The following is a 22,849-nucleotide window of genomic DNA, read 5'->3' as shown; positions in this document are numbered from 1 at the left end:
TCTGGTACGGAAATAGACCGCTGGTGAAAGTTCCTGACTTCAACTAACAAACGAGGAATTATGACGACAAAAATTTTGACATTCCTGGTAGTTTCTGCCTTTGCTGTTATATCATGCAAAAACAATGACTCAGACACTGGCACGGACCCGGTCGCTGTGGACACAACAACCATCCCGGGCTCGATTCTTCCGGTTGAAACCAACCGTGCCAATAGTTCGTACACACCTTCATTTGCAGGACAAACCAGAATCGCCGGCGTTAAATCGGCGACTGCTTTCGAAGGACGTATATTAACAAGCAACCTCAGCAGTCCATGGGGAATAACGACATTACCAGATGGACGGCTGCTCATTACACAAAAGGGCGGAACGATGCGTATTGCTACAACTGCCGGTGCCCTGAGTCAGCCGATCACAGGTCTGCCAGCTGTGAATTCTGCCGGGCAGGGTGGTTTGCTTGGCGTACGGGTGGATCCTTCTTTTTCAGCGAACAGGATGATTTACTGGATATTTTCGGAGTCAACAGCTGACGGTAATTTAACGTCTGTGGCCAAAGGAAGATTAACTGAAGACGAGACCCGCATTGAAAACGCCATTGTAATCTACCGTGCACTGCCTGCTTACAGAGGAACGTTGCATTATGGAGGCCGGATCTTATTCGACCGGAACGGGAACCTCCTGGTGAGTACGGGAGAGCGGTCCGACAATGCAGTCAGGACACAGGCGCAGTCATTAAATTCGGGACTAGGTAAAATTGTGCGGATCAGCAAAGAAGGGCAGCCAGTAGCAGGAAACCCGTTCGCCGGACAAGCGGATGCGCGACCGGAAGTATATTCTCTCGGGCACAGAAATCCGCAAGGGCTGGCCATCCACCCCGTAACTGGTGATTTGTGGCAAACCGAGCACGGACCCAGAGGAGGTGACGAATTAAATCGGGTTGAAGCAGGAAAAAATTATGGCTGGCCAACAATTACCTACGGGCTGGAATATTCCGGAGCGGCTGTGGGAACAGCCATACAACGCCGTGACGGTATGGAACAGCCCGCCTATTATTGGGATCCGGTCGTGTCTCCCAGCGGGATTACCTTTTACAGCAGTGACAGCATTCCCGAATGGAAAAACAACCTGTTTATCGGAAGTTTGAGTGGCCAGCATATCGTAAGGCTCGTTATCACGGATAACAAAGTTACTGGCGAAGAACGTTTGCTTGCTTCTGAGAACCAACGTTTCAGAGATATCACACAAGGAAATGACGGAGCATTGTATGCTGTAACAGACGCAGGCAGGCTCTACCGGATCTTCAAACGTTAGTTATCAAGTAGCTAAAATAAATAACCCCTGCCCGAACGAACGCTCTGGCAGGGGTTTTGATTTCTGAATATGACGGGAATTGGGCGTACAGCTCTCAACCAAACAGTCTAAGACTCTCTCGGACTATTCTTGAAATCCGGTTGAAAAGGCTGGTTATAAAATCTTCTTCCTTTGTTTTTGTACAACGCGTTAGCTACCGCGCCAAATACCGGCGGGAACGGAGGTTCTCCAAGTCCGGTCGGATCCAGATCGTTTTCTACAAAGTGCACTTCAATACTTTTGGGCGCTTCGTTGATGCGGATCATGCGGTAATTACTGAAATTGTTTTGCTGCGCCACGCCATCCTTATGTGTCAGCTGTCCGTAAAAAGCATTACCAATTCCATCCACCACTGCTCCCTGCACCATATTGGTGGCAGCATCGGGATTCACAACAATACCGCAATCCATCGCACTGAACACACGCTCCACATAAGGTTCTCCGTCACGTGTAACGATATCGACCACATGCGCTGCATAGGAATTGTGACAGAAATAAGCTGCCACACCACGGTTATACTTCTCATTGCCCGGCTTACCCCAATTGGATTTTTCACGGAGCAGTTTCAGCACGCCGGCATAGCGGTCGGCATCATACTCGTTGTTTTTGCCCACCGGATTTTCCTTTGCCTTTTTCAAAAGTTCAAGCCTGAATTCGATCGGATCTTTGCCAGCGGCCTCAGCTACTTCATCCAGAAACGACTGTTCGGCAGCGGCGTTGAAATTGGAACGTGGTGCCCTGAAAGCACCGATGGTGATATTGGAAGCAATTTGCCAGCCTTCGGCCAGGTAATTATCCACGGCTCCGGCAGGAAAACGGTTCGCATGAATCGCATGCTCGGGTATTCCCCCACCTTTTACGTGAAAAGCAATCAGGTTTTTGTCTGCATCCAGCGCCGCCCTGTAAGTGGCTGTATACATCGGACGGTAAATTCCATAAGTCATATCATCCTCACGGGTATACATCAGTTTTACAGGCGCTTTAACCTTCCTGGAAATCAAGGCAGCTTCTGACAGATAATGTCCGTAAGCCCTGCGACCAAAGCCACCGCCCATCCGGGTCATTTGTATTTCAATTTTGTCCGCAGGCAGATTCAGTAATTTCATGAGCGTAGGTTCCGTCCAGCCCGGTGCCTGCAACGGTCCTGCCAAAACCGCCTTTTCGTCGGTAACATGGGCGAAGAAATTCATCGGTTCCATACAGTTGTGTGCCAAAAACGGCGCATTGTATGTCCGCTCGATAACCTGCGCGGCATTCTTAAAAGCCGTTTCAGGATCGCCGTCTTTCCTCAATTGTTGCGCAGGTTTTTTGGCATATTCCTGCATTTTTTCCAATTGTTTACTTGTCGTTTCGAGTTCACTGGGAACGATCACCTCCCGTTTTCCTCCCCTACCCGACATCGTGTCTTTCACATCACCGGCAGGCTCCCAATTGGCGATCAGCTTTTTACGGGCATTCATTACTTCCCAGGTCGTTTTGCCAACTACCACCAGTAACTCGTTGAAAGTACGGGTATCGAAACCGCCTTGTTCAAAGCCGTCTTCATACAATTTAATGCTAAATACATCTTTGATTCCCGGCATTTTCAGCGTCTGGACTGCATCGAAGGATTTGAGTTTCATTCCAAATGCCGGCGGATGCTGAATCATGGCGATCAGCATACCGTCCATGTGATAATCCAGCCCGAATAATGGCTTGCCTGTCACAATCTTATGCCCTTCTACATTTTTTGTAGGTTTTCTTACAATCGTAAAATCTTTCGGTGATTTCAGCTTCAAATCTTTTGGTACCGGCACTACGGCCGCTTTGCTGGCCATATCGCCATATTTTGCCGATTTTCCACTTGAATGGGACAGCACACCTGCCTTTGTGGTCACCTCGTTCACTGGCACATTCCAGGTTTGGGCAGTAGCCTCACGCAGCATTTGCCTTGCGGCTGCTCCGGCTTCACGCAGTGGTTTCCAGTACATGCGCACCGAATTGCTCCCGCCTGTAAATTGTGCACCCAATTTGGCATTGTCATGCGGTCCCATCTCAACCGTTACATTCTTCCAGTCCACGTCCAGCTCCTCGGCCAGCATCATGGGCAAAGAAGTCATTACGTTTTGTCCAAATTCGGGGTTGGGACAAATGAGTTTAACCTTATTGTCGGGCAGGATGTGGATGTAACCATTCAGCGTGGCCCATTGCTCGGGCAGCTCCTGCATTTTATCGGCGGACTTAAAGCTGGATAACCAGCTTACTGTAAGCAGCATGCCACCTCCCGAAAGTGCGGAAGCTTTCAGAAATGACCGCCTGTTATATGTCGTTTTACTATTGTCCATGGTGAAGTTTCTGGTTTCCTGTTGAAAAGTCTTATTTCTTCGCCGCCGATTTGACAGCTTCCTTGATACGCAAGTAAGTGCCGCACCGGCAAATATTTCCGCTCATGTGTGCTTCAATATCCTGATCCGAAGGGTTTGGATTCGCTTTCAGCAATGCAGCCGCACTCATAATCTGTCCCGACTGGCAGTAGCCGCATTGCGCCACGTCATGTTCCAGCCAGGCTTTCTGAACCGGGTGCTCCCCTTTTTCAGACAACCCTTCAATCGTGGTAACTGCCGACTTGCCTACCGCCGACACGGGCAGCTGGCAGGAACGGACTGCATTACCATCCAGATGAACCGTACAGGCACCACAGGCGGCAACACCACAGCCAAATTTGGTCCCACGCAAATCCAGGTGATCACGCAAAACCCACAGGACAGGTGTAGATGGATCAACATCCACCTTTTTGATCTTCCCATTGATCTTTAAACTAAATGCAGTCACGATGGTAGTATTTTGATAATGAATAGACAAAAGCCAAGATAACAAATCTAAAAGCAGTATAAAAGAGCGAATTGCAATTTCAAACCCACACCCGCCGAAGTTCCGGCAATCGCGAAGTTCTGGTTTTTAGCACAGATGACGTGTATACAGATTCCTGATTTTGCTACCAATATTCCTGATGTTAGAGAATTATTGACTGAGAAAGTAAATCTTTGACTTTAGACAAGTATTGATAATTTCAACTATGACAATAGTTAGTTTTTGTAAATAGCGTATATTTAAGTTTTACTTAAATATATCAATTACATGTATATATCAATAAAATTTTATCTGGCAGTTATTCTCTTTGCTATGTTTAGCCATTGTTCTCTTGCAAAACATAATTTTCCATTTGAAAAAAATAACTCAAATTATCAGATCCATAACGACTCAGTCCGTGTGCCAAAGGCTTACGAATTATTTACTATTGCGGACTCTCTAATCAAGATGCATGGGTATAAGAAAGCTGTTGAATTTCTTACGAATTATGAAAAGTATTACAGTGACCCAATGGAAAAAGGCATGTTTAACCAGGTCATGATGACTTATCAATCATATAAGGGAGATACAAAAGCAGCCCTAAAATATGAATCACAGCTAAGCCCTAACAAACAAACGGAAGATTACTCATTTCCTGAAAATTTTATGGCTACACCAGCGAGTACCGTAATAATGAACCTAAGTGCAAATAAACAGGTAGTCATGTTCAATGAAGCGCACCATCGTCCACAACACCGAGCCTTCATACGTAGTTTATTAAAGGACTTTTACAGTTTAGGTTTTCGCACATTACTTGTTGAAGCTTATTTTGAAAATGAAGATTCCTTATTAAATGATAGAGGTTATCCACTCCAAAAAACAGGTTCCTATACAAAAGAACCCGCTTTTGGGCAAATGCTTAGAGAAGCAAAAAATCTTGGTTTTACAATTGCTTCTTATGACAATGACACTACTACCTGCAATTCTACCGAGCCATTTGTTTGCAACAATCAAAGAGAAAAGGTTGCAGCAGAAAATATTTTCAATTTTATTAAAACAAATCCTAATGCTAAGATACTGGTAGCAGCTGGATATGCACATATCATTAAAAAGTCTGATGATGGATGGATCAAAATGGCAGAACAATTCAAAAATATTTCAGGTATTAACCCATTATCGATCGACCTTGTAGGTATGGCTGAAAGATCCTCTGCAGAATATGAAAACAAGTTTTACAAAGCTGCTATGGAAAAATATAACATCATAGTACCATCCGTAATACTCAACAACGAAACCAAGGAGGTATTTCTAAGGAATTACAGTCAAGAACAAATAGACTTGCAAATTGTTTTTCCGAGAACAAAATACACTAATGGATATTCTGACTGGCTTTCAGAAGGTTACAAAAAAGAAATTAAAGTAAACCTAACTAAAACCAGCTGTAAAGTGGGTGATTTGTTACAGGTGTATATCAAAAATGAGGTGGAAAAGTATAGTAATCAGGCTGTTCCTTTTTTACAATATCCTCTAAATGATATCAAACAACAAAAATTATTGCTTCCCGAAAATTATACTTACTCCATTGTCGTCGATCATGGAGTAACAAAATCTACCGTAAAAGTCACCAAGTGACTTTTACGGTTAATAAGAATAAAAACGGTTATGATAACTGCAACCCGCAACCCTGGCATGTGTCTTCACAGGACTGTTACGAAACGCCTCATAAAAACCTCGAAACTCTGGCAGTCGGAAAAACACCAAATTAATCCTTAACAGATTCGGTAGGTTGACCAGAGGATCCGCTAAGACCTTTTGTCGTCTTCTCGGGTCCAATTGTTCTTGAAGCGGGGAATCATGTAGGTTTTTACTAAACTTCTAATTTTGTGAACGTAAAATTAAAGGTCAACCGCTATACCAAATTTAACCCACACTAACCCCAATCAACTCAACCCCTAATACTTCCTCAATTCTTACATCGTCTCAATTGTGAAATTGCTATTTCCTTTGACCCAGGAATTTACGGTTTGTGGGGTTACCTGCAATTTCTCTACCAAATCCTTTTGGCTCATCCCAAGTTTTCGCAACTGGCTCAATATATTGATTGCAATAACCCTTGACTTTTCCAGGGCTTTCGTATTGTCGGATTTTCTGGCAACCCGCTCTTTCCATTTACTGGAATCAGTACAGTGACTGATTCTAATTTCTGCAATATATCTTCTCTTGTCTGCATGGTTTTTCAAAATCTATGCATCACAAAATCAGTATAATATTCCATACTACCAAAACGTTGTTGCCAAACCCATAAAATCTTACATTTTGAGAAAATTCAAAACCCAAAAAATCCCGGACACAGCTCTACACCTGCATCCGGGCCAACAAATATCAGCAAATCAATTTCCAACTCGCTTCTGCAAAGCTTCCGGATAACGGGCTCCTTCGACTGTGATTTCAGACGCAGCAGCATGGATTTCGCTTAAATCCTGAGCGGTTAGCTCAATGGCGGCTCCACCCAGGTTTTCTTCCAGACGGTGCAGTTTGGTTGTGCCCGGAATAGGGACAATCCATGGCTTTTGTGCCAGCAACCAGGCAAGTGCAATTTGGGCAGCCGAAGCATTTTTTTCCGTAGCAATTCGGCCGAGTAAATCCACCATCGCCTGGTTTCCGCCGTGAAACGTGGCACGATATTCCGGAAATCGGTTTTATCAAATGTTGTGTTCTCGTCAATCTTGCCTGTCAGAAAGCCCTTACCCAGCGGACTGAACGGCACAAAACCAATCCCCAGTTCTTCCAGCGTTGATATGATCTCAATTTCTGGCTCCCGCCACCATAAGGAATATTCACTTTGCAGTGCCGCAACCGGTTGGACGGCGTGTGCCCTTCGGATGGTTTGTGCACCCGCTTCTGATAAACCAAAGTGTTTGACTTTTCCTGCCTCGATCAACTCTTTTACTGTTCCCGCAACTTCTTCGATCGGTACCTGAGGATCAACGCGGTGTTGGTACAAAAGGTCAATACGATCCGTTCTCAATCGTTTCAGCGACGCTTCCACAAACGCTTTAATGTTGTCTGGTTTGCTGTTCAGTCCGGCCTTGGAATCGCCGCCATCAAAACCAAATTTTGTAGCGATCACGACCTGATCACGAAATGGTTCAAGTGCTTCGCCCAACAGCTCTTCGTTTACAAACGGGCCGTATGCTTCGGCGGTATCGAAAAATGTAACACCACGTTCAAAGGCTGCTCTTATCAACGCAATTCCTGCGGTTTTATCTGTCGCCGGACCATATCCAAAGCTCAGTCCCATACAACCCAGACCAAGTGCTGATACTTCCAGCCCAGTATTTCCTAATTGTCTTTTTTCCATTGTTTTAAAATTCGAAGTGGTTAATTATACCCTCTCATTGTCTGACTGTTTTTCTAAAAACATATTCAAAGCGGGCTTCAACCCGGTTGCTCTTTTGACTATTTCATGAAAACAATCGACAATGCAAAGGTCCATTCTTTCAATGGCACAAGTGGTATACAGATTCCCGTTTTTGCTACCAATATTACCTGTACGTTCTTTCCCGGCTGAGCAAATTCTATGTTTGGTACTGTTCAGATTTGATATGAAAAAGTTTGTATCAGGTGCATTCAGACCGATTCAAGCTTTGATTGATTGTGATCCCAACTGCCTGAAAGCAAAAATCATGTTTAGGAAACAAACGGACACAAAAAATATTCTAGCTTTGAACAAACCTATCCATGATATCAATGCTAAAACGTCTTTTATTCGCATTACCGTTGTTAATATCGGCACAATGCCTCGCTCAAATCACCTTTGTTGACTCTTCCCTGACCTGGGAGCAGCTTTCCAGGCAAGCCAAAAAAGAGAAAAAACTTATTTTTTTACACATTGAAGGAGAGGGCTGTGAGCAATGTAATGAGGTTGCAGCAAAAGGTTTCAGCTCGCCGATTTTGAAGGAGCGATTTGATAAAAGTTTTGTATCATCCAAGGTGCGCATCGAGTCCAAAAACGGAGCGAATCTGGCAAACAAATTCGGTCTTTCTCATCCGCTCGTCTCCCTCTTCCTGACCGCCGACGGCAACGTTTTAAACAGGTTTAATGGTTCTACGAGCAACAGCGAGATCTATTTGCAGAATGCGGACCTGGCGCTTAACAGGATGAGCAGGAAGCCACTTGAAACGCTCGATAAAGAATACGAATCCGGAGAAAGATCAGCCAAATTTTTGAGGAACTATATACAAAGGCGTCGTGAGTTAGGTAATCCGGTTGACAAGCTGCTGGATGAATATGCGGGCAAGCTGAGCATTGATTCTCTGACTAATTATGAGACGATCAAGTTCATATACGAGTCCGGTCCTACGCTAGATAGCAGAATTTACAAGGCGGTGCAGGTCGTTGCACCGGCGAAAATGATCGACAGCTTGTACAAGTCTGTTTCCTACCGCGAAGCGATGGCAATCAATAATGGAATTATTAGTAACTCATTTCACAAAGCGGTTCAGACAAAAGATCAGAAACTGGCATACCTGGTGAGTAATTTCACTTACCGAAGCCACTTGCCAGACCATGAAATGGCTAATCTTGCACAGCAGAGGAAAATGCTTCAGTATAACTATGCCGTTAAAGACACAATGTCCTACATACAACAAGCCAGCTCATTGCTCAATTACAACCATCTTGTGATTTCCTCCGACTCGCTGAGACGAATGGACGAAGCTTATTTCAAAAAAATGAGTAAGGTAAACGATTCTTCAAACGAGAAAATCGTACCAAATGGTGTTGGTTTCCCTCCTCCTTCTCATTATTTCAACGTAGAGCTCAACGAACATGCCTGGCATGTTTATGAAATGTCTGATAAAAAGGGAGAACTTGAAAGAGCGCTCATCTGGTCCAAACGATCATTGGAATGGTTTGATGAGTTAAATAAAGGCCGAAACCACCCGATGCGGCTTGGGAATCCGGCGTTTTTGGACACCTATGCACATTTATTGTATAAGCTTGGGCGAAAAGAAGAAGCGATTGAATGGCAAACCAAAGCCGTTGAAGCAGGTAAAGCCGCCAAACAACTATCCCCCGATATCGAATCCGCATTGACAAAAATGAAAGCAGGCACTCTGTAAAAAAGGTATTATAATGACTGCGTAACGGCTTCACAGCCAAATTCCGCATGTGACAATTGCGCCGAAACAAGTATTAAAAAAGGTTGTAACATCCCGGATGTCGGGAGTTTACAACCTTTTTTTAAATCCGTTGCTTAAGCTTCCGACAATTCATCCAGCACCGCTATCACAGCTTCCAGTAACCCCCTGTCGACGGGTGTTTCATAGGTCACGCCTTCGGTTAATACCCGGTATTTACCATCATCATCCCTCTCAAAAACAAACTCCTCATCATGGATCAGGATGTATAATTTATAAACATAACCAACGGTAACAATACGTCCTGCGAAGTTCAGCTCTTGTCCTCTGTATTCAACCGGCAGTTCAAACTCTTGTTCCATAACTTTGATTTTCTCAGACCACAGCTCAATGTGTTGTAAATAAAAATCCCCGGCCATTCAGCCAGGGATTAAAATATCTTTACTGTTTACTTATGCTTCCGCCAGCTGCGATTCTTTTACCTGAGTGGAAAATTCCGGAGATGGTTTGAAAAAAGGTATCGTGTGCGCAGGCACAATAACACTGGTATTGGTTGAAATATTTCGTGCCGTTTTTGCTGCTCTTTGTTTGGTTATAAAACTTCCAAAACCCCGAAAATAAACATTTTCGCCTTCTGCCAGTGAATCCTTTATTGTAACGTAAAAAGATTCAAGCACTTTTTCAGCATCTTCTTTGCTGACTCCTGTTTTACTGATAATTTTTGATACTACGTCTGCCTTTGTCATATTCTGCACGGTAATTTGAAACGCAAATTTAGCAGTAATGAGCTAATTATCAAGGATTAAATTAAAGAAGATGTCGATATTTTTTGAAGTCAATGCTCATATGTAACCGTTTTAGACTGCCTGCGTGACATAATAATTGACGACCTGGTGAGGCAGATATGAATGGATCTGGTCGTTCCTGATCGACAACCAAATATTTCCAACCTACTAACTGCACAACACCATAACGGACTGTGATCGAAGTTACTCCCAACCAGAATGTTTTTCATTTGGAATATTTCTTTGCGCATATAACCCGCTGAGACTTTCATTACGAACGTATTTTGCTGCTCAGGAGCTCCCGGAAATCCCTCAGATTACACCTCTAAAACCTGCCATCTACAACATATTTCAAAGGCTTACTAAACCATATTTAAAATGGTAGTATTTGTGTATATAGTAAAAAAAAACAGATATTTGTTCAGATATCTACGTACAAAAGCTTACAGCTATAAGTAATTATGGAGGGGATTTTAACAAATGAAGCCGAACTACTGCAACTTTTGCGACAGGGGGACAAGGCTGCGTTTGAAGAAATTTACCATCAGTTTCGGTCCAGGTTATACCGGACAGCGCTAAGCAAAGTAAGAACCGACGAGAACGCGATGGAGATTGTGCAGGAAATTTTCCTGGACCTGTGGCAACGTCGCGAGTTAGTGCAAATTGAGGACCTGGAACGCTATCTCTACACGGCTGTGAAGTATAAAGTTCTTGATTTTTACAAAAAAGAGGTGCAGAGAAAACTGTATGCTGAATCAGTCAAATTAAACAGCCTGGACGAATCATCAGATACGGAAGAAGTGCTGGCATACAATGAGCTTTCGCAATCCATCTTTTCCTGCATTGAAAAACTTCCCGAAAAAACCAGGGTCATATTTGAGCTGAACAGAATACAATGTCAGACAGCCGATGAGATTTCTCAGATGCTGGATATCCCTTTGCGCACGGTTGAATATCATATTACCCAGGGTCTGAAATCCTTGCGGACAAATCTTAAAGACTACATAATTGCGTTGCTCCTCAGCGTCACACATCTGCTCTGACAGAAATAACAATTCCAATATTTTCCTATCAAAAGAGCCCATTTTTTGTAAATTTTCAAAGAATTTATGAAATGATTTGCGGTGAATCAGGATATGATCTACTTACTATATGGTGGGACATATCACCGATGTAAACAGCGCTTAGAAGCAAGCTTATTCAAAGGCCATGAAGGTGGAGCGCTGACAAAAACGTTTAAATAATGATAAAGAATCTTAAAGCTTTTTTGCGACTGCTGGATCGCTATCAGAAAAGGCGCCTGAATCAGGAGGAGACCAAGGTATTGGACATATGGTATGATTCCATTGACCATACTGAAACCAAAAAAGATCATCTGGACGATGAGCAGGCCGGTAAGCTGATGTGGACGGCAATCAACAAGGGAATGGAACCGGATGCTGCCGATGGCATCACCTTGCCTCTCCCGTTTTGGAAGCGAAATTTTTATCTGAGACTCGCAGCTGCCTGTGTACTCTTTCTTGGTGTTTTTATCGGATACCAGTATACGTTGAATAACACCTCAATTATTGCAGGAGTTAAGAATGAGGTTGTTGAAAATATGAATCAAATTACCAATGAAACATCGGAACAGAAAATCTTCGATCTGCCGGATGGAAGCAAGGTAACTCTTGAACCCGGTGCCAAATTGTTCTATCCAGAAGTATTCGCGGATCGTGAGCGCAGGGTGTATTTGTCAGGAGATGTTTTTTTTGAAATAGCCCACGACACTTCACGTCCATTTTACGTTCATGCCAACAACATCGTTACAAAGGTTTTGGGCACCAGTTTTACGATCAGAGAAAATAAGCAAAAGAACAGTATTGAGGTGGCCGTGCTGACAGGAGTCGTAGAAGTGCAGCAGTCTGATGAAGATGACAAACCGGAACCTGCAGATAAAAAGGTGGTTCTTACCCAAAATAAGAAAGTGACATTTTATCCACAGGATGAAAAACTGGTTACCGGTATTGTTGAACAACCCAAGATCATAACAACACAAATATCCGGAGTTGCCAAGCTGAATTTTAATTATCTGGAAAAACCACTTGCCGACATTGTGCCAATTTTGGAAGAAGCATACGGAGTTAAGATCAACTTGTCCAATGACAGACTTCGGAACTGCATTATTACCGCAGATTTATCTCAGGAAAACACGCTCTTCACTCAACTTGAAATTCTTTGTGAAAGTATTGATGCAAAATATCTGTTAATCAATGATTCCGTCATGTTGTCCGGAAAAGGATGCGATATATCAAAATAATTTTTACCCTTTAACCCGTTCCCGTATATGCTATAAACTATCATTCAAATGCTAAAAAAGGCCGAAGATGCTGGAAACATGCTTCGACCTTTCCCCACCCAGCATGTTTCATGTTGGCCGCCTCTCTGGAAAATCGGCGGTGGGAGTTGTAAATCATCATGTTAAGAGATCTAACAATTACAAATCAATGAAAAAAAGACTTAAAATCATAAATCCGGTATGGACAATTATGAAGGTGTCAACTGTACAATTATTGTTATTATGCATAGCAACTGCCTATGGATATGCGCATAATTCCAACGCCCAGGAGTTATTGACGCAACGGGTATCCATTCAGGTACACCAAAAAGAGATTAGAGAAGTTTTATCTTCGCTCGAATCCAGCACCAATTTAAAGTTCGTATATAGCTTACAGTTACTACCTGTAAACCGTAAAGTAACGCTTAAAATTGATAACAAGAGATTGGATGATGTTCTGGAAACCATGTTTTCACCAGACAATATTTCATACAAGCTCATCAGAAATAAAGTCATTATAAAAAAGGTTAGCCCTGATAATAAGGAGACCAGCGCCGGGGAGCTAAACAACAATCTGACATCGACCGGAGAGCTGGCTGAACGGACTATAAATGGCACTGTGCAGGATGAAACTGGCGGGGCTCTGCCGGGGGTCAACATCGCAATCAAAGGAACCACATCCGGTACTTCCACCGATGTGGAAGGACGATTTTCGTTGTCCATTCCAAACGATGAGGTAACACTCGTTTTTTCCTTTGTCGGCTACAACGCACAGGAAATTGTACCCGGATCGCAAACCTCTCTTCAGGTTACGTTAAAACAAGATACAAAAGCACTGGATGAAGTGGTGGTGGTAGGTTATGGAACTACCAGAAAAAGCGACATTACTGGTGCGGTAGCATCGGTGAAGGCTGAGCAGATCACCAAGATCGCTACCGTCAACCCGTTGCAGGGAATTCAGGGCCGTGTTCCGGGTGTCAATATTGTAAGTCAGTCGGGCGAGCCAGGTGCTCCTGTACGGGTGCGGATCCGTGGTGTAGGTACGATCAACAACAGCGATCCGCTGTATGTGGTAGATGGTTTTCAGACCAATGACATCAGCTTTCTGGCTCCCGGCGACATTGCCTCCATGGAAATTTTGAAAGATGCATCTGCAACCGCAATTTACGGTTCACGCGGTGCAAACGGCGTTATTTTGATCTCAACAAAAAGAGGAAAAAGTGGCGCACCGAAAATTTCATTCGATGCTTACGCGGGTGTACAGAAAGCCGGCAACAAAGTGGATATGCTCAACGCGAGCCAGTATGCTACATTGAGACTGGAATCATATACAAACGATGGCACGGTACTTCCTCCTGACGGAGCGCTTTATCAAACACTGAATGCTTTCCGTCACAGCACTGATCCGGGCACCAACTGGCAGGATGAGGTAATGCAGACAGGTATTATGCAAAATTACAGTCTGAACGTAATGGGTGGCAATGAAAAACACCGTTACAGCCTCACGGGAACGTATTTTGATCAGGAAGGAATTGTAAAAAACTCGCCTGTAAAAAAGCTTTTCCTGCGTTTCAACAATGATTTTTACGTAACAAAATGGCTGGATGCGGGAATTTCTGCTGCTTACGCCGATACGGACAAAACACAGTATTTCGGGGATCAATACGGTGGGATCCTTACCAGCGCGCTTTCCGTTTCTCCGCTGGCTAAAGCCTGGGACCCGGCGACCAATTTCTGGGGCAGACGTCCTGTGGCTGAGGGTAATGCCGCCAATCCTGCACGCATTGTGGACGATTACAAAAACAACAAGGTATATCAGAAACTAATCAACGCGAATTTCTTCGCAGATGCCAAGATTGCAAAAGGATTGAGTTTCCGCACCCAATTTGGTGTAAACTGGCTGAATGCACAGGACAAGCGCTATTTACCTCAATATTTTCTTGCCAATGACGACCAGCGCCAGCAAAGCAGTCTGCGTGAAGGCAGAGGAGAAACCTTAGGCTGGGTTTGGACCAATTACCTGACTTACACGAAGGAAATAGGTAAACACAACTTTACGGCAATGGCTGGTATCGAAAATCAGCGGACTACTTTCAGTGATATGAGGCTGACGGTTTTGGATGTACCCAACGATCAGTCACAATGGTATTTGTCGGCAACAAAAAGCACAGATTACTTACTGGAAACGGGTCAGTCTGACGAGTCGTTACAATCCTTCTTTGGTCGTTTGAACTACAATTTTAACGAAAAGCTATTGCTGACAGCAACCTTACGCCGCGATGGTTCTTCCAGGTTCCTTGCTGACAACCGTTGGGGAACCTTCCCGTCATTCGCTGTGGGTTACAACCTCGCAGAGGAATCCTTTATCAAATCAATTCCTGCCATAAGCCAGTTGAAACTGCGTGCAGGCTGGGGACAGGTTGGTAATCAGAACAGTGCTGCCAATTATGGTTATGTAACCACCGTTTCGGGTAACAACATGTACGTTTTTGGCAACACCGCTGTGCAAGGCTTCGCCCCTACTGTAGCGAGTAACCCGAACCTGAAATGGGAAACAACGACGAGCTCCAACTTTGGTATTGATGCAGGATTTTTCGGAAACAGTCTTTCTTTAACTGCTGATTATTTTATTAAAAATACATCGGATATGATCGTCCGCGTCCCTATTCCGGTATTTGCAGGTGTAGGCCCTCCGTATGTAAACGCCGGAAGCATGAGCAACAAGGGTATAGAACTTGCTTTGACATACAGAAATTCGATCAGGGATTTCAACTATGAGATCGGCATCAATGGCAGCAAGATCCTGAACAATGTGACCGACCTCGGAGGCGGAGAACCTATTGCAGGTGGTGACATTAACGGGTTTGGGCAGACTACCCGTACAGAAGTGGGCCGTGAAATCGCTTATTATTACGGACTTAAAACAAACGGTATTTTCAGAACACAGGCTGATCTGGACGCTTACACAAGAGAAGGTGTTGCCATACAGCCAAATGCTAAAGTTGGTGACGTGAAGTTTGTTGACCTGAACAACGACGGTGTGATCGACAACGATGACCGGACATATCTTGGAAGTGCTACTCCAAATCTTTCTTTTGGTTTCAACGCGAACCTGGGTTACAAAGGTTTTGACCTGAGTTTCTTCCTGCAGGGAGTTACCGGCGTTGAGCTCGTGAACGGATTGGGACACTGGATGAACAATGCCAACGGGATGTTCAACTCCGTAGCCGAACGATTTGACCGCTGGACTCCCGAAAACACAGATACGGATCAGCCAAGAATGACGCAGCTTAATCCGAACAACAACGATCAGTTCAGCGACCGTTTTGTGAGCAACGGAAGCTACATGCGCCTTCGCAACCTGACATTGGGCTATACATTGCCTGCAACCGTAACCGGCAAAATCGGGATGAGCAACCTGCGTGTGTACGTGGCAGCCGACAACCTGCTGACCTTTACCAAATACAAAGGAATGGATCCGGAAATTGGTGAGTTTGATGGCAATCCGCTGAACTTCGGAGTGGACCGTGGTGCATATCCGCAACCACGCGTAGCCCGGATCGGATTGAGCGTAAACTTTTAAGGACAGGGTTCATTTAGAATTTAATTGTATTGATAAAAATGAAAAAATATAGCTTATTAAGCCTTGTAATAGCAGGTATGCTTGCTCAGGGATGCAGTGATTTTTTGGAGAAAGAGCCGCTCGGTCGTGAAACGGATACGAATTACTTTTCGGATTCTACCAACACCATACTAGCCATTAATGCCGTCTACGATGCAGCATCTTATGACGAAGGAAATGACGGATTAGGCAATTACCTGCCTCATAACTACGAGTGGATGTTTGGTGATGTGTTGTCAGACGATGCCGAAAAAGGCAGTACGGCCAGTGATTTTATTGATATTCAACACCTGAAAGAATGGCGCGCTTTACCGGTCAATGGACCAATAAGCGGCGTTTGGGGTAATCAATGGATCGGGATCTACCGCTCCAACTGGGTATTGCAGAATATCGAAAATGCGCCGATCAGTGAAACGCTGAAAAACCGTATTAAGGGTGAAGCGCACTTCCTGCGTGCCTACTACTACTTTTATCTTGTACGTCTTTTTGGTGGTATGCCTTTATTTTCGGAGCCTGTAAAAACCACTGAATATTCTACCACCGCGCGGTCTTCAATTTCAGAAACTTATGCATTTGTAGAGGCTGATTTGCGCCAAGCCATTGCATTGCTTCCTGAGAAAAACGGGTATGCAACTTCTGACCTCGGACGTGCAACCAAAGGTGCAGCGCGCGGATATCTGGCCCGTGCCATCATGTATCAGCTTGGCACAGACAATGGTAACAACCACACCTGGCAGGAGGTATTTGACCTGACGACTGCTCTTGCGCAGTCGGGACAATATGGACTTACCGTTAACTATGCCACCATTTTTGACGAGGTTAGCGAAAACAACACAGAGTCACTTTTCGAGATTCAGGTAGCGGAATCAGGGCAAACCTGGGGACCAATTAAAACCGGCACGACCAACAATGTCATTCAAAACAACCGCGCAACATGGGGATGGGGCTTCAACAATCCTACCACCGATCTGGCGGAAGAATTTGAAGAAAACGATCCGCGTAAGGCAATGACCTTGTATGGAAACGGATACATTTTGTTCGGAGTAAGACAGGTTGTGAGTTTTCCTGACGAAAACATGACCGGATTTTTGAACCGTAAAGCCGCGATTGTTCAGCCTGCACAGGCTTCGGCTTCTGGACAGAATATCCGCAAAATGCGTTATGCTGAAATCCTGTTGATGAGAGCAGAAGCAGCTGCTGAACTAGGAAACGAGGCCGAAGCACGCACAGCATTGAACACAATCCGCAGAAGAGCAAAAGCCTCTACCCAGCCGCTGGGCTCTATTTTGGGAACGATGACTTACGCCCCAACCAACATCCCGGCAACAGCACTGCCAGACGTTGCAACGACCGTTACTGGTGCAGCGCTCAAACAGGCGATCATGCACGAACGGCGCGTGGAGCTTGGCATGGAGCAGCTCCGTTTCTGGGATCAGGTGCGTACAGGGACTTATATGAACTCACTTTCGGGCGATATCAGAACACGTGCTCAGCAACACTCGTTTCCTGGAAGTGTGAATCCTGTTCCTGTGCTTCCAATTCCTCTGAACGAAGTACAGACCTGGGGTTTAACACAGAATCCGGGTTATTAATTTTAATGCGAATTTGATTGAAACAGGGATGTCAGACCAATGCTGAGATCCCTGTTTTGTTTTGTAGTGTGAGATAGAAAGGACAACCAGGTTCTCTCCGGTGTGGCAATCTCGTTATCAGCAAGGCCATTGTAGTTATTACACCTTAAAGGCCTGCAAATGTGTAATACTGCCGATCTAAAAAGTATAATAACCTGTAAAAACATCATAACCATACCTCAGGATCATCAGTGAAACAACGACCAGAAATATCTTTCGGACAAATCCATTTCCTTGCCGCAAGGCCATTCTGCTACCGATGATGTTGCCGGCAATGTTAAAGGCCGCCATCATCAAGCCAATCCCCAAAAGGAAATTGCCATGCCGGATAAAAACCGATAACGCAGAGATGTTTGTAACACAGTTAATCAGTTTTGCATAACCCGAAGCGGTTAAAAAATCAAATCTGAGCAAAACAACAAACCCCAGGATAAGAAAGCTACCAGTTCCCGGTCCAAAAAAGCCATCGTAGAAACCAACCACCAAACCTATCAGCGACCCAAGCAGCAACTGCCTCGCGAACGGTAAAATTCTGGCTTGAACCGCTCCCAGATTTTTGTTAGTATACACATAAACTAACATAAAGATCAGGATAACAAGGATAATGGGTCTGAGTATATCCGCCCTTACCATACTTACCGCTTTCGCCCCTAAAAACGATGCTACAAAAGCCGTCACACTTACGGCAATGAGGAGCCGGTAATCAAATTTGATGCGTTTGCTATACTGATATGCCGCCACGGATGTTCCGGAAATGGCGGCGATTTTATTTGTGCCAAAAAGCGTAGCCACAGCCTTATCCGGAAATGCGATAAGCAACGCAGGTATTTGGATCAGGCCGCCACCTCCTACTACGGCATCGATAAATCCCGCAATGAAAGCAAGCGTACTCAACGATAAGAGTAAGATCAGAGGATAATCTGTACTAAAAGAACTAAAATCCATTCCGGATGCATATGTTAAAAAACCGATTCAGAGCTGATCGCTCGATATACGTACGGCACCTCATTTGACTGGTATAACTCTACGAAACATCAAATAAGCCAGTACGACATATGAATGTCAGAAAAGCATTATTGAAGACGGACTATCTCCAATAATGCTTTATTGAACAGCCTAGCTGGTGCGAAACAATTCACACAAAACCCCACCGATATACATGCTAATCAGACAAGCCTTTACTGTTAAATCAGCAATTATAAGGTTGCCATATCGATCACAAACCTGTAACGAACATCACCTTTTTCCATTCGCTGATAGGCTGTCTGAATATCCTTGATGTCAATGAGTTCAATGTCAGAAACGATGTTGTGTTCAGCACAGAAATCAAGCATTTCCTGCGTCTCCGCAATACCGCCTATGCCTGAACCCGCAATACTTTTTCTTCCGCCTAGTAAACTAAATGCCGCTATTTCGGCCGGTTTGGGAGGGACGCCTACACAGATCATCGTGCCGTCTGTCCGCAACAATGAAAGGTACATATTGAAGTCATGTTCGGCAGAAACGGTATCCAGAATAAAGTCAAATGTCCCCAAAGCTGCCTTTACCTGCGCTTCATCGCTTGTAACAACAAAATGATGTGCACCCAGTCTTTTAGCATCTTCTTCTTTTTTGGGTGACGTACTTAATACAGTTACTTCCGCACCAAAAGCTACACCAAATTTAACACCCATGTGGCCCAAGCCGCCAAGACCCAGAACCGCCAGCTTATGCCCCTTCCCTACTTTCCAATGTCTGAGGGGCGAGTAGGTGGTAATACCTGCGCACAACAAGGGCGATACCGCAGCAAGATCCAGTTTCTCTGAAACATGCAGTACAAATTCCTCCCGGACCACAATCGTGTTCGAATAGCCTCCATAAGTCGGTGTTTTTCCATCACGTTCCAGGCCGTTGTAAGTTTGGGTATTGCCTTCCAGACAATACTGTTCCAGATCTTTTTTGCAATTTTCGCACTCCTGGCACGAATCAACCATGCAGCCCGTTCCTGCAAGGTCACCCACTTTGAATTTCTTTACATGATCGCCAACTCTGACCACACGGCCAACGATTTCATGTCCTGGTACCATCGGAAATATGCCCGGAAACCAGTCGTTATTGACCTGATGCAGGTCCGAATGGCATACACCGCAGTATAAAATATCAAACTGAACGTCGTGCGAGCCAACTTCCCTGCGCTCAAACGTCCAGGGTGCCAGGTTTTCGTTAGGGCTCTGGGCAGCGTATGATTTTGTTTTTATCATTTCTAAAACTGGTTAAAATTCGGCAGGAAGAGGTTTAAATTTCGAAATGCAATAATCAGCAATTAATTACAATTAATCACAGCCAATACATCAACTTAATCCACCATTGATCTTATTTGCGTATATAATTGCTACTTCTGCTGCGCTTCTAAAAGACTTCCCAATTGTATCGTAAAACACCAAGTCAGCAGAATGATCTGTATACCACTCGTCATATATCTCTTTGTGGCACAGTGTTTATTGTATATTTTTCAGAAAAAATTACTACAAATATGGAAAAGAAAAAACATTCCAGATTTTGGATCCGACTGGCTACCGTGTCACTGGATATATTAAGTCTCGTCCGTCTTGCATTTCTTTAATGTAAAGTCTGAATTAAAACCATCTGATGTAGCGGATCGGGAATAGCGCATTCTGCCAATTGACTTTGCCCGCAAAATTGCGACTTTTGTGGCAAATGAAATCTTTTCTTGCACTTTCCGATAACCTTCCTGATGCAAAAAAGTAGTTCGGTGTTGCTCCTATTAGGAACTTTACTAATAAGCATGGCCCTTGGCATTGGCATTAGTTTACTTATTGCTCATTTTTTTGAGCTTACACCTTTGGTCAATGACATCAATCAGCAGTTTCCTCCGAAAGAAGTAGAGCATTGGTATCTCAGCATGTTGGTACAAGGACTCGGACATGCTTTCACTTTTTTAATTCCTGCGATTGTTTTTTGGCGCATTTTCGAAAATAAGACAAGAAAAGGCTTTTCCCGATTGCAGCTAAGCCGGGTTTCATCTGCATGGATAACAATAGTGGTGGCGTTTGCTTTGATCTCTGTTAATCACCAAATCATTGATTGGAACCAAAATATACAGCTCCCTGATGCTTTTAAAGCAGTTGAAGACTGGATGCGCGCTAAGGAACAGGAGAAAATTTCACTGACGCAAGGCCTTTTGCAGATGGAATCACGCTCCAAACTACTGGTTGCCATGCTTGTGTTCGGCATCATTGGTCCGGTTGGAGAGGAAGTTTTTTTCCGTGGCGTGCTTCAGACAAAACTAAATGACTGGGGGTTGACTCCCGTTAAAAGCATTTGGGTTGCCGCAACGGTTTTCAGTCTGATTCATTTCCAGTTTTACGGCTTTTTTCCCCGTTTGCTTTTAGGGGCATTATTCGGCTATCTCTTTTTATGGTCTGGCAACATTTGGATGCCCATTTTAGCCCACGTTATTAACAACTCATTTTTCGTACTCACTGCATTTACAAAACAAAAATGGCCCTCATCATACAAAAACCTCGAAGTCATTACTGACAGCAGCATGTCATTTATCATCTCTTTCGCACTTTCTGTGATACTTCTGTATCATTTTCGGAAACAGAATTTAAGTCAGGCAAAACACTCTGGCACCACTGACTGAGGTACTTTCTACATAAGAATCCGTTACCGGTAACTATACCTCTGTACGGAAAAGGTTGCGATCATTTTTCGGCCAGATACAAAAGCCGTTCACAGAACAATCAGGGATGAACCCACAAGTAGCACAGCTATTTAAAACTATTGGGATGCAGACAAGATTTCCAGTACTTAATAATCATAGCCAGGTTTTCTTTTCCGTCGTCATACCTTTCACGCTTCTTGAAATAGCCTTGTATTGTACCTTTATAAGCATTTTCAACTGTCTCTTTATTAGCGGATGTGCTCAGGAACACAAAAGGAATTGCCTTATTTTTCAGATATGGATCAGCATCTATCTCCTTGCGAAGTTCCAAACCATTCATTACCGGCATATTTACATCACACAGTATCAGGAACGGCGTTTCTATAGTAGTCAATAAATATTGATGCCCCTCCTGACCGTTTTGAAAAAGGCGCAGCGGATTGGGGAGAGCAAGATCTTCAAGCATAGATTTGATCACGAATTGATCATCTAAATCATCATCAATCAGAATTATCGGACCCGTCAGTGACATAAGTTTCCATATTTATTGTCTACAAATATCAGCAATAAATCCGATTATGTCTGGTGGACTTTCGGGAAGTATAAGCCTTACAGGCCCATCTTTCGGATGGCGTAATTCCTTGTGATCTAGAATTTTATGATAAAATACTTCAAAAAATATGAATTTGCACAAGTATTTATTCCACTTTCCGACCAAGGCGGTAAACTTACAATATGATATAGTAATGACGGTAGTTTAAAGGCAGCTAGATGATAGCGTTAGCAACATCCAATAGACCAAAAACGCAAAAAATCCCATCTCTTGTGAAGATGGGATTTTTTTGTAATAGTATTGTGGCGACTAGACTGCGCGTCCCGCCACTAGGCGTGCCCCCTACTTTACCAGGTCGGACCGCCCAGGTTTGACCGGGGCCGCGCAGGCCAAGCCTGCGCGGCGCGGTACCATCGGCGGTTCCGGCCGGACTTGCGTTCAAGCTTGGCGCCCCCGGCTTGGCCAGCCGCGCTTGGGCAGCCCCGCTTAACTTCTCTGTTCCGCGGCGCGCAGCCGGGACGGGGCGCGCAGCCTGGGAAGAGGTGAACATCCAGGCCAATAGCCTGCGCGGCCCGACCTGCGCGGTCCGGCCTACGTGGCGCGGCTTAAACGCAAAAAAGCCTCACATTTCTGTGAGGCTTTTGATTATAGTATTGTGGCGGCTACCTACTTTACCAGGTTTGATCCAAGTATCATCGGCGGTTCCGGGCTTAACTTCTCTGTTCGGGATGGGAAGAGGTGAACACCGGGCCAATAGCCACCAACAAGATTTTCGTTGGTTTATTTGTGACATTGGAATGGAAACAGGTGAAGACTTCGCGTCTCGGCGAATCGTCGCACCGTCCAGGCCAATAGCCACCAACAAGATCTTTGAGTTATTCAATGATCAACATTGAATTTCATGTCATATTGGAAGTAGAAGAGATCAGTAAGAGTTAATTTATATTATGTAA

General features: G+C 44.3%; 16 protein-coding genes, 1 rRNA gene and 1 pseudogene. 8 read left to right on the top strand and 10 right to left on the bottom strand.

What is annotated here, in order from left to right:
• Positions 1 to 60 precede the first annotated feature (60 nt).
• The gene (locus LZG71_RS06935; RefSeq protein WP_233818399.1) at positions 61 to 1,311 is read left to right on the top strand and encodes a PQQ-dependent sugar dehydrogenase; all 1,251 of its coding nucleotides are present in this window, start codon (positions 61 to 63) and stop codon (positions 1,309 to 1,311) included.
• Between the two features lie 107 nt (positions 1,312 to 1,418).
• On the opposite strand, the gene LZG71_RS06930 is transcribed toward LZG71_RS06935, so the two are convergent.
• Together LZG71_RS06930 and LZG71_RS06925 are read right to left on the bottom strand one after the other, a co-directional pair.
• Positions 1,419 to 3,674, bottom strand: a complete 2,256-nt coding sequence (locus LZG71_RS06930; protein WP_233818396.1) for a xanthine dehydrogenase family protein molybdopterin-binding subunit — start codon at positions 3,672 to 3,674, stop codon at positions 1,419 to 1,421.
• Positions 3,675 to 3,705: 31 nt separating this feature from the next.
• Positions 3,706 to 4,161: a (2Fe-2S)-binding protein gene (locus LZG71_RS06925; protein WP_233818394.1), complete on the bottom strand. Its 456-nt coding sequence runs from the start codon at positions 4,159 to 4,161 to the stop codon at positions 3,706 to 3,708.
• 306 nt (positions 4,162 to 4,467) lie between these two features.
• On the opposite strand from LZG71_RS06925, the gene LZG71_RS06920 reads away from it, so the two are divergent.
• Complete coding sequence (locus LZG71_RS06920; RefSeq protein ID WP_233818393.1) at positions 4,468 to 5,811, top strand: hypothetical protein; 1,344 nt, start codon at positions 4,468 to 4,470, stop codon at positions 5,809 to 5,811.
• A gap of 338 nt (positions 5,812 to 6,149) precedes the next feature.
• On the opposite strand, the gene LZG71_RS06915 is transcribed toward LZG71_RS06920, so the two are convergent.
• Entirely contained in the window at positions 6,150 to 6,419 is a 270-nt protein-coding gene (locus LZG71_RS06915; RefSeq protein ID WP_233818391.1) for a helix-turn-helix transcriptional regulator, read from the bottom strand.
• Positions 6,420 to 6,569: 150 nt separating this feature from the next.
• Positions 6,570 to 7,540: pseudogene (locus tag LZG71_RS06910) on the bottom strand (aldo/keto reductase).
• A gap of 389 nt (positions 7,541 to 7,929) precedes the next feature.
• On the opposite strand from LZG71_RS06910, the gene LZG71_RS06905 reads away from it, so the two are divergent.
• Entirely contained in the window at positions 7,930 to 9,303 is a 1,374-nt protein-coding gene (locus LZG71_RS06905) for a hypothetical protein (RefSeq protein WP_233818389.1), read from the top strand.
• 134 nt (positions 9,304 to 9,437) lie between these two features.
• Here LZG71_RS06905 and LZG71_RS06900 read toward each other — a convergent pair whose 3' ends face one another.
• Together LZG71_RS06900 and LZG71_RS06895 are read right to left on the bottom strand one after the other, a co-directional pair.
• Positions 9,438 to 9,740: a hypothetical protein gene (locus LZG71_RS06900; protein ID WP_233818387.1), complete on the bottom strand. Its 303-nt coding sequence runs from the start codon at positions 9,738 to 9,740 to the stop codon at positions 9,438 to 9,440.
• Positions 9,741 to 9,773: 33 nt separating this feature from the next.
• Complete coding sequence (locus LZG71_RS06895) at positions 9,774 to 10,067, bottom strand: HU family DNA-binding protein (RefSeq protein ID WP_233818385.1); 294 nt, start codon at positions 10,065 to 10,067, stop codon at positions 9,774 to 9,776.
• A gap of 500 nt (positions 10,068 to 10,567) precedes the next feature.
• On the opposite strand from LZG71_RS06895, the gene LZG71_RS06890 reads away from it, so the two are divergent.
• The 4 genes from LZG71_RS06890 to LZG71_RS06875 all read left to right on the top strand — a co-directional run bounded on the left by LZG71_RS06890 (position 10,568) and on the right by LZG71_RS06875 (position 17,637).
• On the top strand, positions 10,568 to 11,149 hold the full coding sequence (locus tag LZG71_RS06890) for an RNA polymerase sigma factor (RefSeq protein WP_233818383.1): 582 nt from the start codon (positions 10,568 to 10,570) through the stop codon (positions 11,147 to 11,149).
• Between the two features lie 200 nt (positions 11,150 to 11,349).
• Positions 11,350 to 12,405, top strand: a complete 1,056-nt coding sequence (locus LZG71_RS06885; RefSeq protein WP_233818381.1) for a FecR family protein — start codon at positions 11,350 to 11,352, stop codon at positions 12,403 to 12,405.
• 187 nt (positions 12,406 to 12,592) lie between these two features.
• Positions 12,593 to 16,006, top strand: coding sequence for a TonB-dependent receptor (locus LZG71_RS06880; RefSeq protein WP_233818378.1), 3,414 nt, complete (start codon positions 12,593 to 12,595; stop codon positions 16,004 to 16,006).
• 38 nt (positions 16,007 to 16,044) lie between these two features.
• Positions 16,045 to 17,637 carry a RagB/SusD family nutrient uptake outer membrane protein gene (locus LZG71_RS06875; RefSeq protein ID WP_233818376.1) on the top strand — a complete coding sequence of 531 codons (1,593 nt, stop codon included), beginning with the start codon at positions 16,045 to 16,047 and terminating at the stop codon, positions 17,635 to 17,637.
• Between the two features lie 177 nt (positions 17,638 to 17,814).
• On the opposite strand, the gene LZG71_RS06870 is transcribed toward LZG71_RS06875, so the two are convergent.
• Together LZG71_RS06870 and LZG71_RS06865 are read right to left on the bottom strand one after the other, a co-directional pair.
• Positions 17,815 to 18,621, bottom strand: coding sequence for a TSUP family transporter (locus LZG71_RS06870; RefSeq protein ID WP_233818374.1), 807 nt, complete (start codon positions 18,619 to 18,621; stop codon positions 17,815 to 17,817).
• A gap of 251 nt (positions 18,622 to 18,872) precedes the next feature.
• The gene (locus tag LZG71_RS06865) at positions 18,873 to 19,916 is read right to left on the bottom strand and encodes an NAD(P)-dependent alcohol dehydrogenase (protein ID WP_233818372.1); all 1,044 of its coding nucleotides are present in this window, start codon (positions 19,914 to 19,916) and stop codon (positions 18,873 to 18,875) included.
• Between the two features lie 494 nt (positions 19,917 to 20,410).
• Between LZG71_RS06865 and LZG71_RS06860 the strand changes: the two genes are divergently transcribed.
• Positions 20,411 to 21,322 (top strand): CPBP family intramembrane glutamic endopeptidase, encoded by a 912-nt coding sequence (locus LZG71_RS06860; protein ID WP_233818370.1) that lies wholly within the window; start codon positions 20,411 to 20,413, stop codon positions 21,320 to 21,322.
• A gap of 127 nt (positions 21,323 to 21,449) precedes the next feature.
• Here LZG71_RS06860 and LZG71_RS06855 read toward each other — a convergent pair whose 3' ends face one another.
• Positions 21,450 to 21,875: a response regulator gene (locus tag LZG71_RS06855; protein WP_233818368.1), complete on the bottom strand. Its 426-nt coding sequence runs from the start codon at positions 21,873 to 21,875 to the stop codon at positions 21,450 to 21,452.
• A gap of 674 nt (positions 21,876 to 22,549) precedes the next feature.
• Positions 22,550 to 22,661 (bottom strand): 5S ribosomal RNA (gene rrf, locus LZG71_RS06850).
• Positions 22,662 to 22,849 lie beyond the last annotated feature (188 nt).

It is taken from the genome of Dyadobacter sp. CY312 (assembly GCF_021390535.1).
GTDB lineage: Bacteria > Bacteroidota > Bacteroidia > Cytophagales > Spirosomataceae > Dyadobacter.
This window is presented reverse-complemented; position numbering and strand designations above follow the sequence as displayed.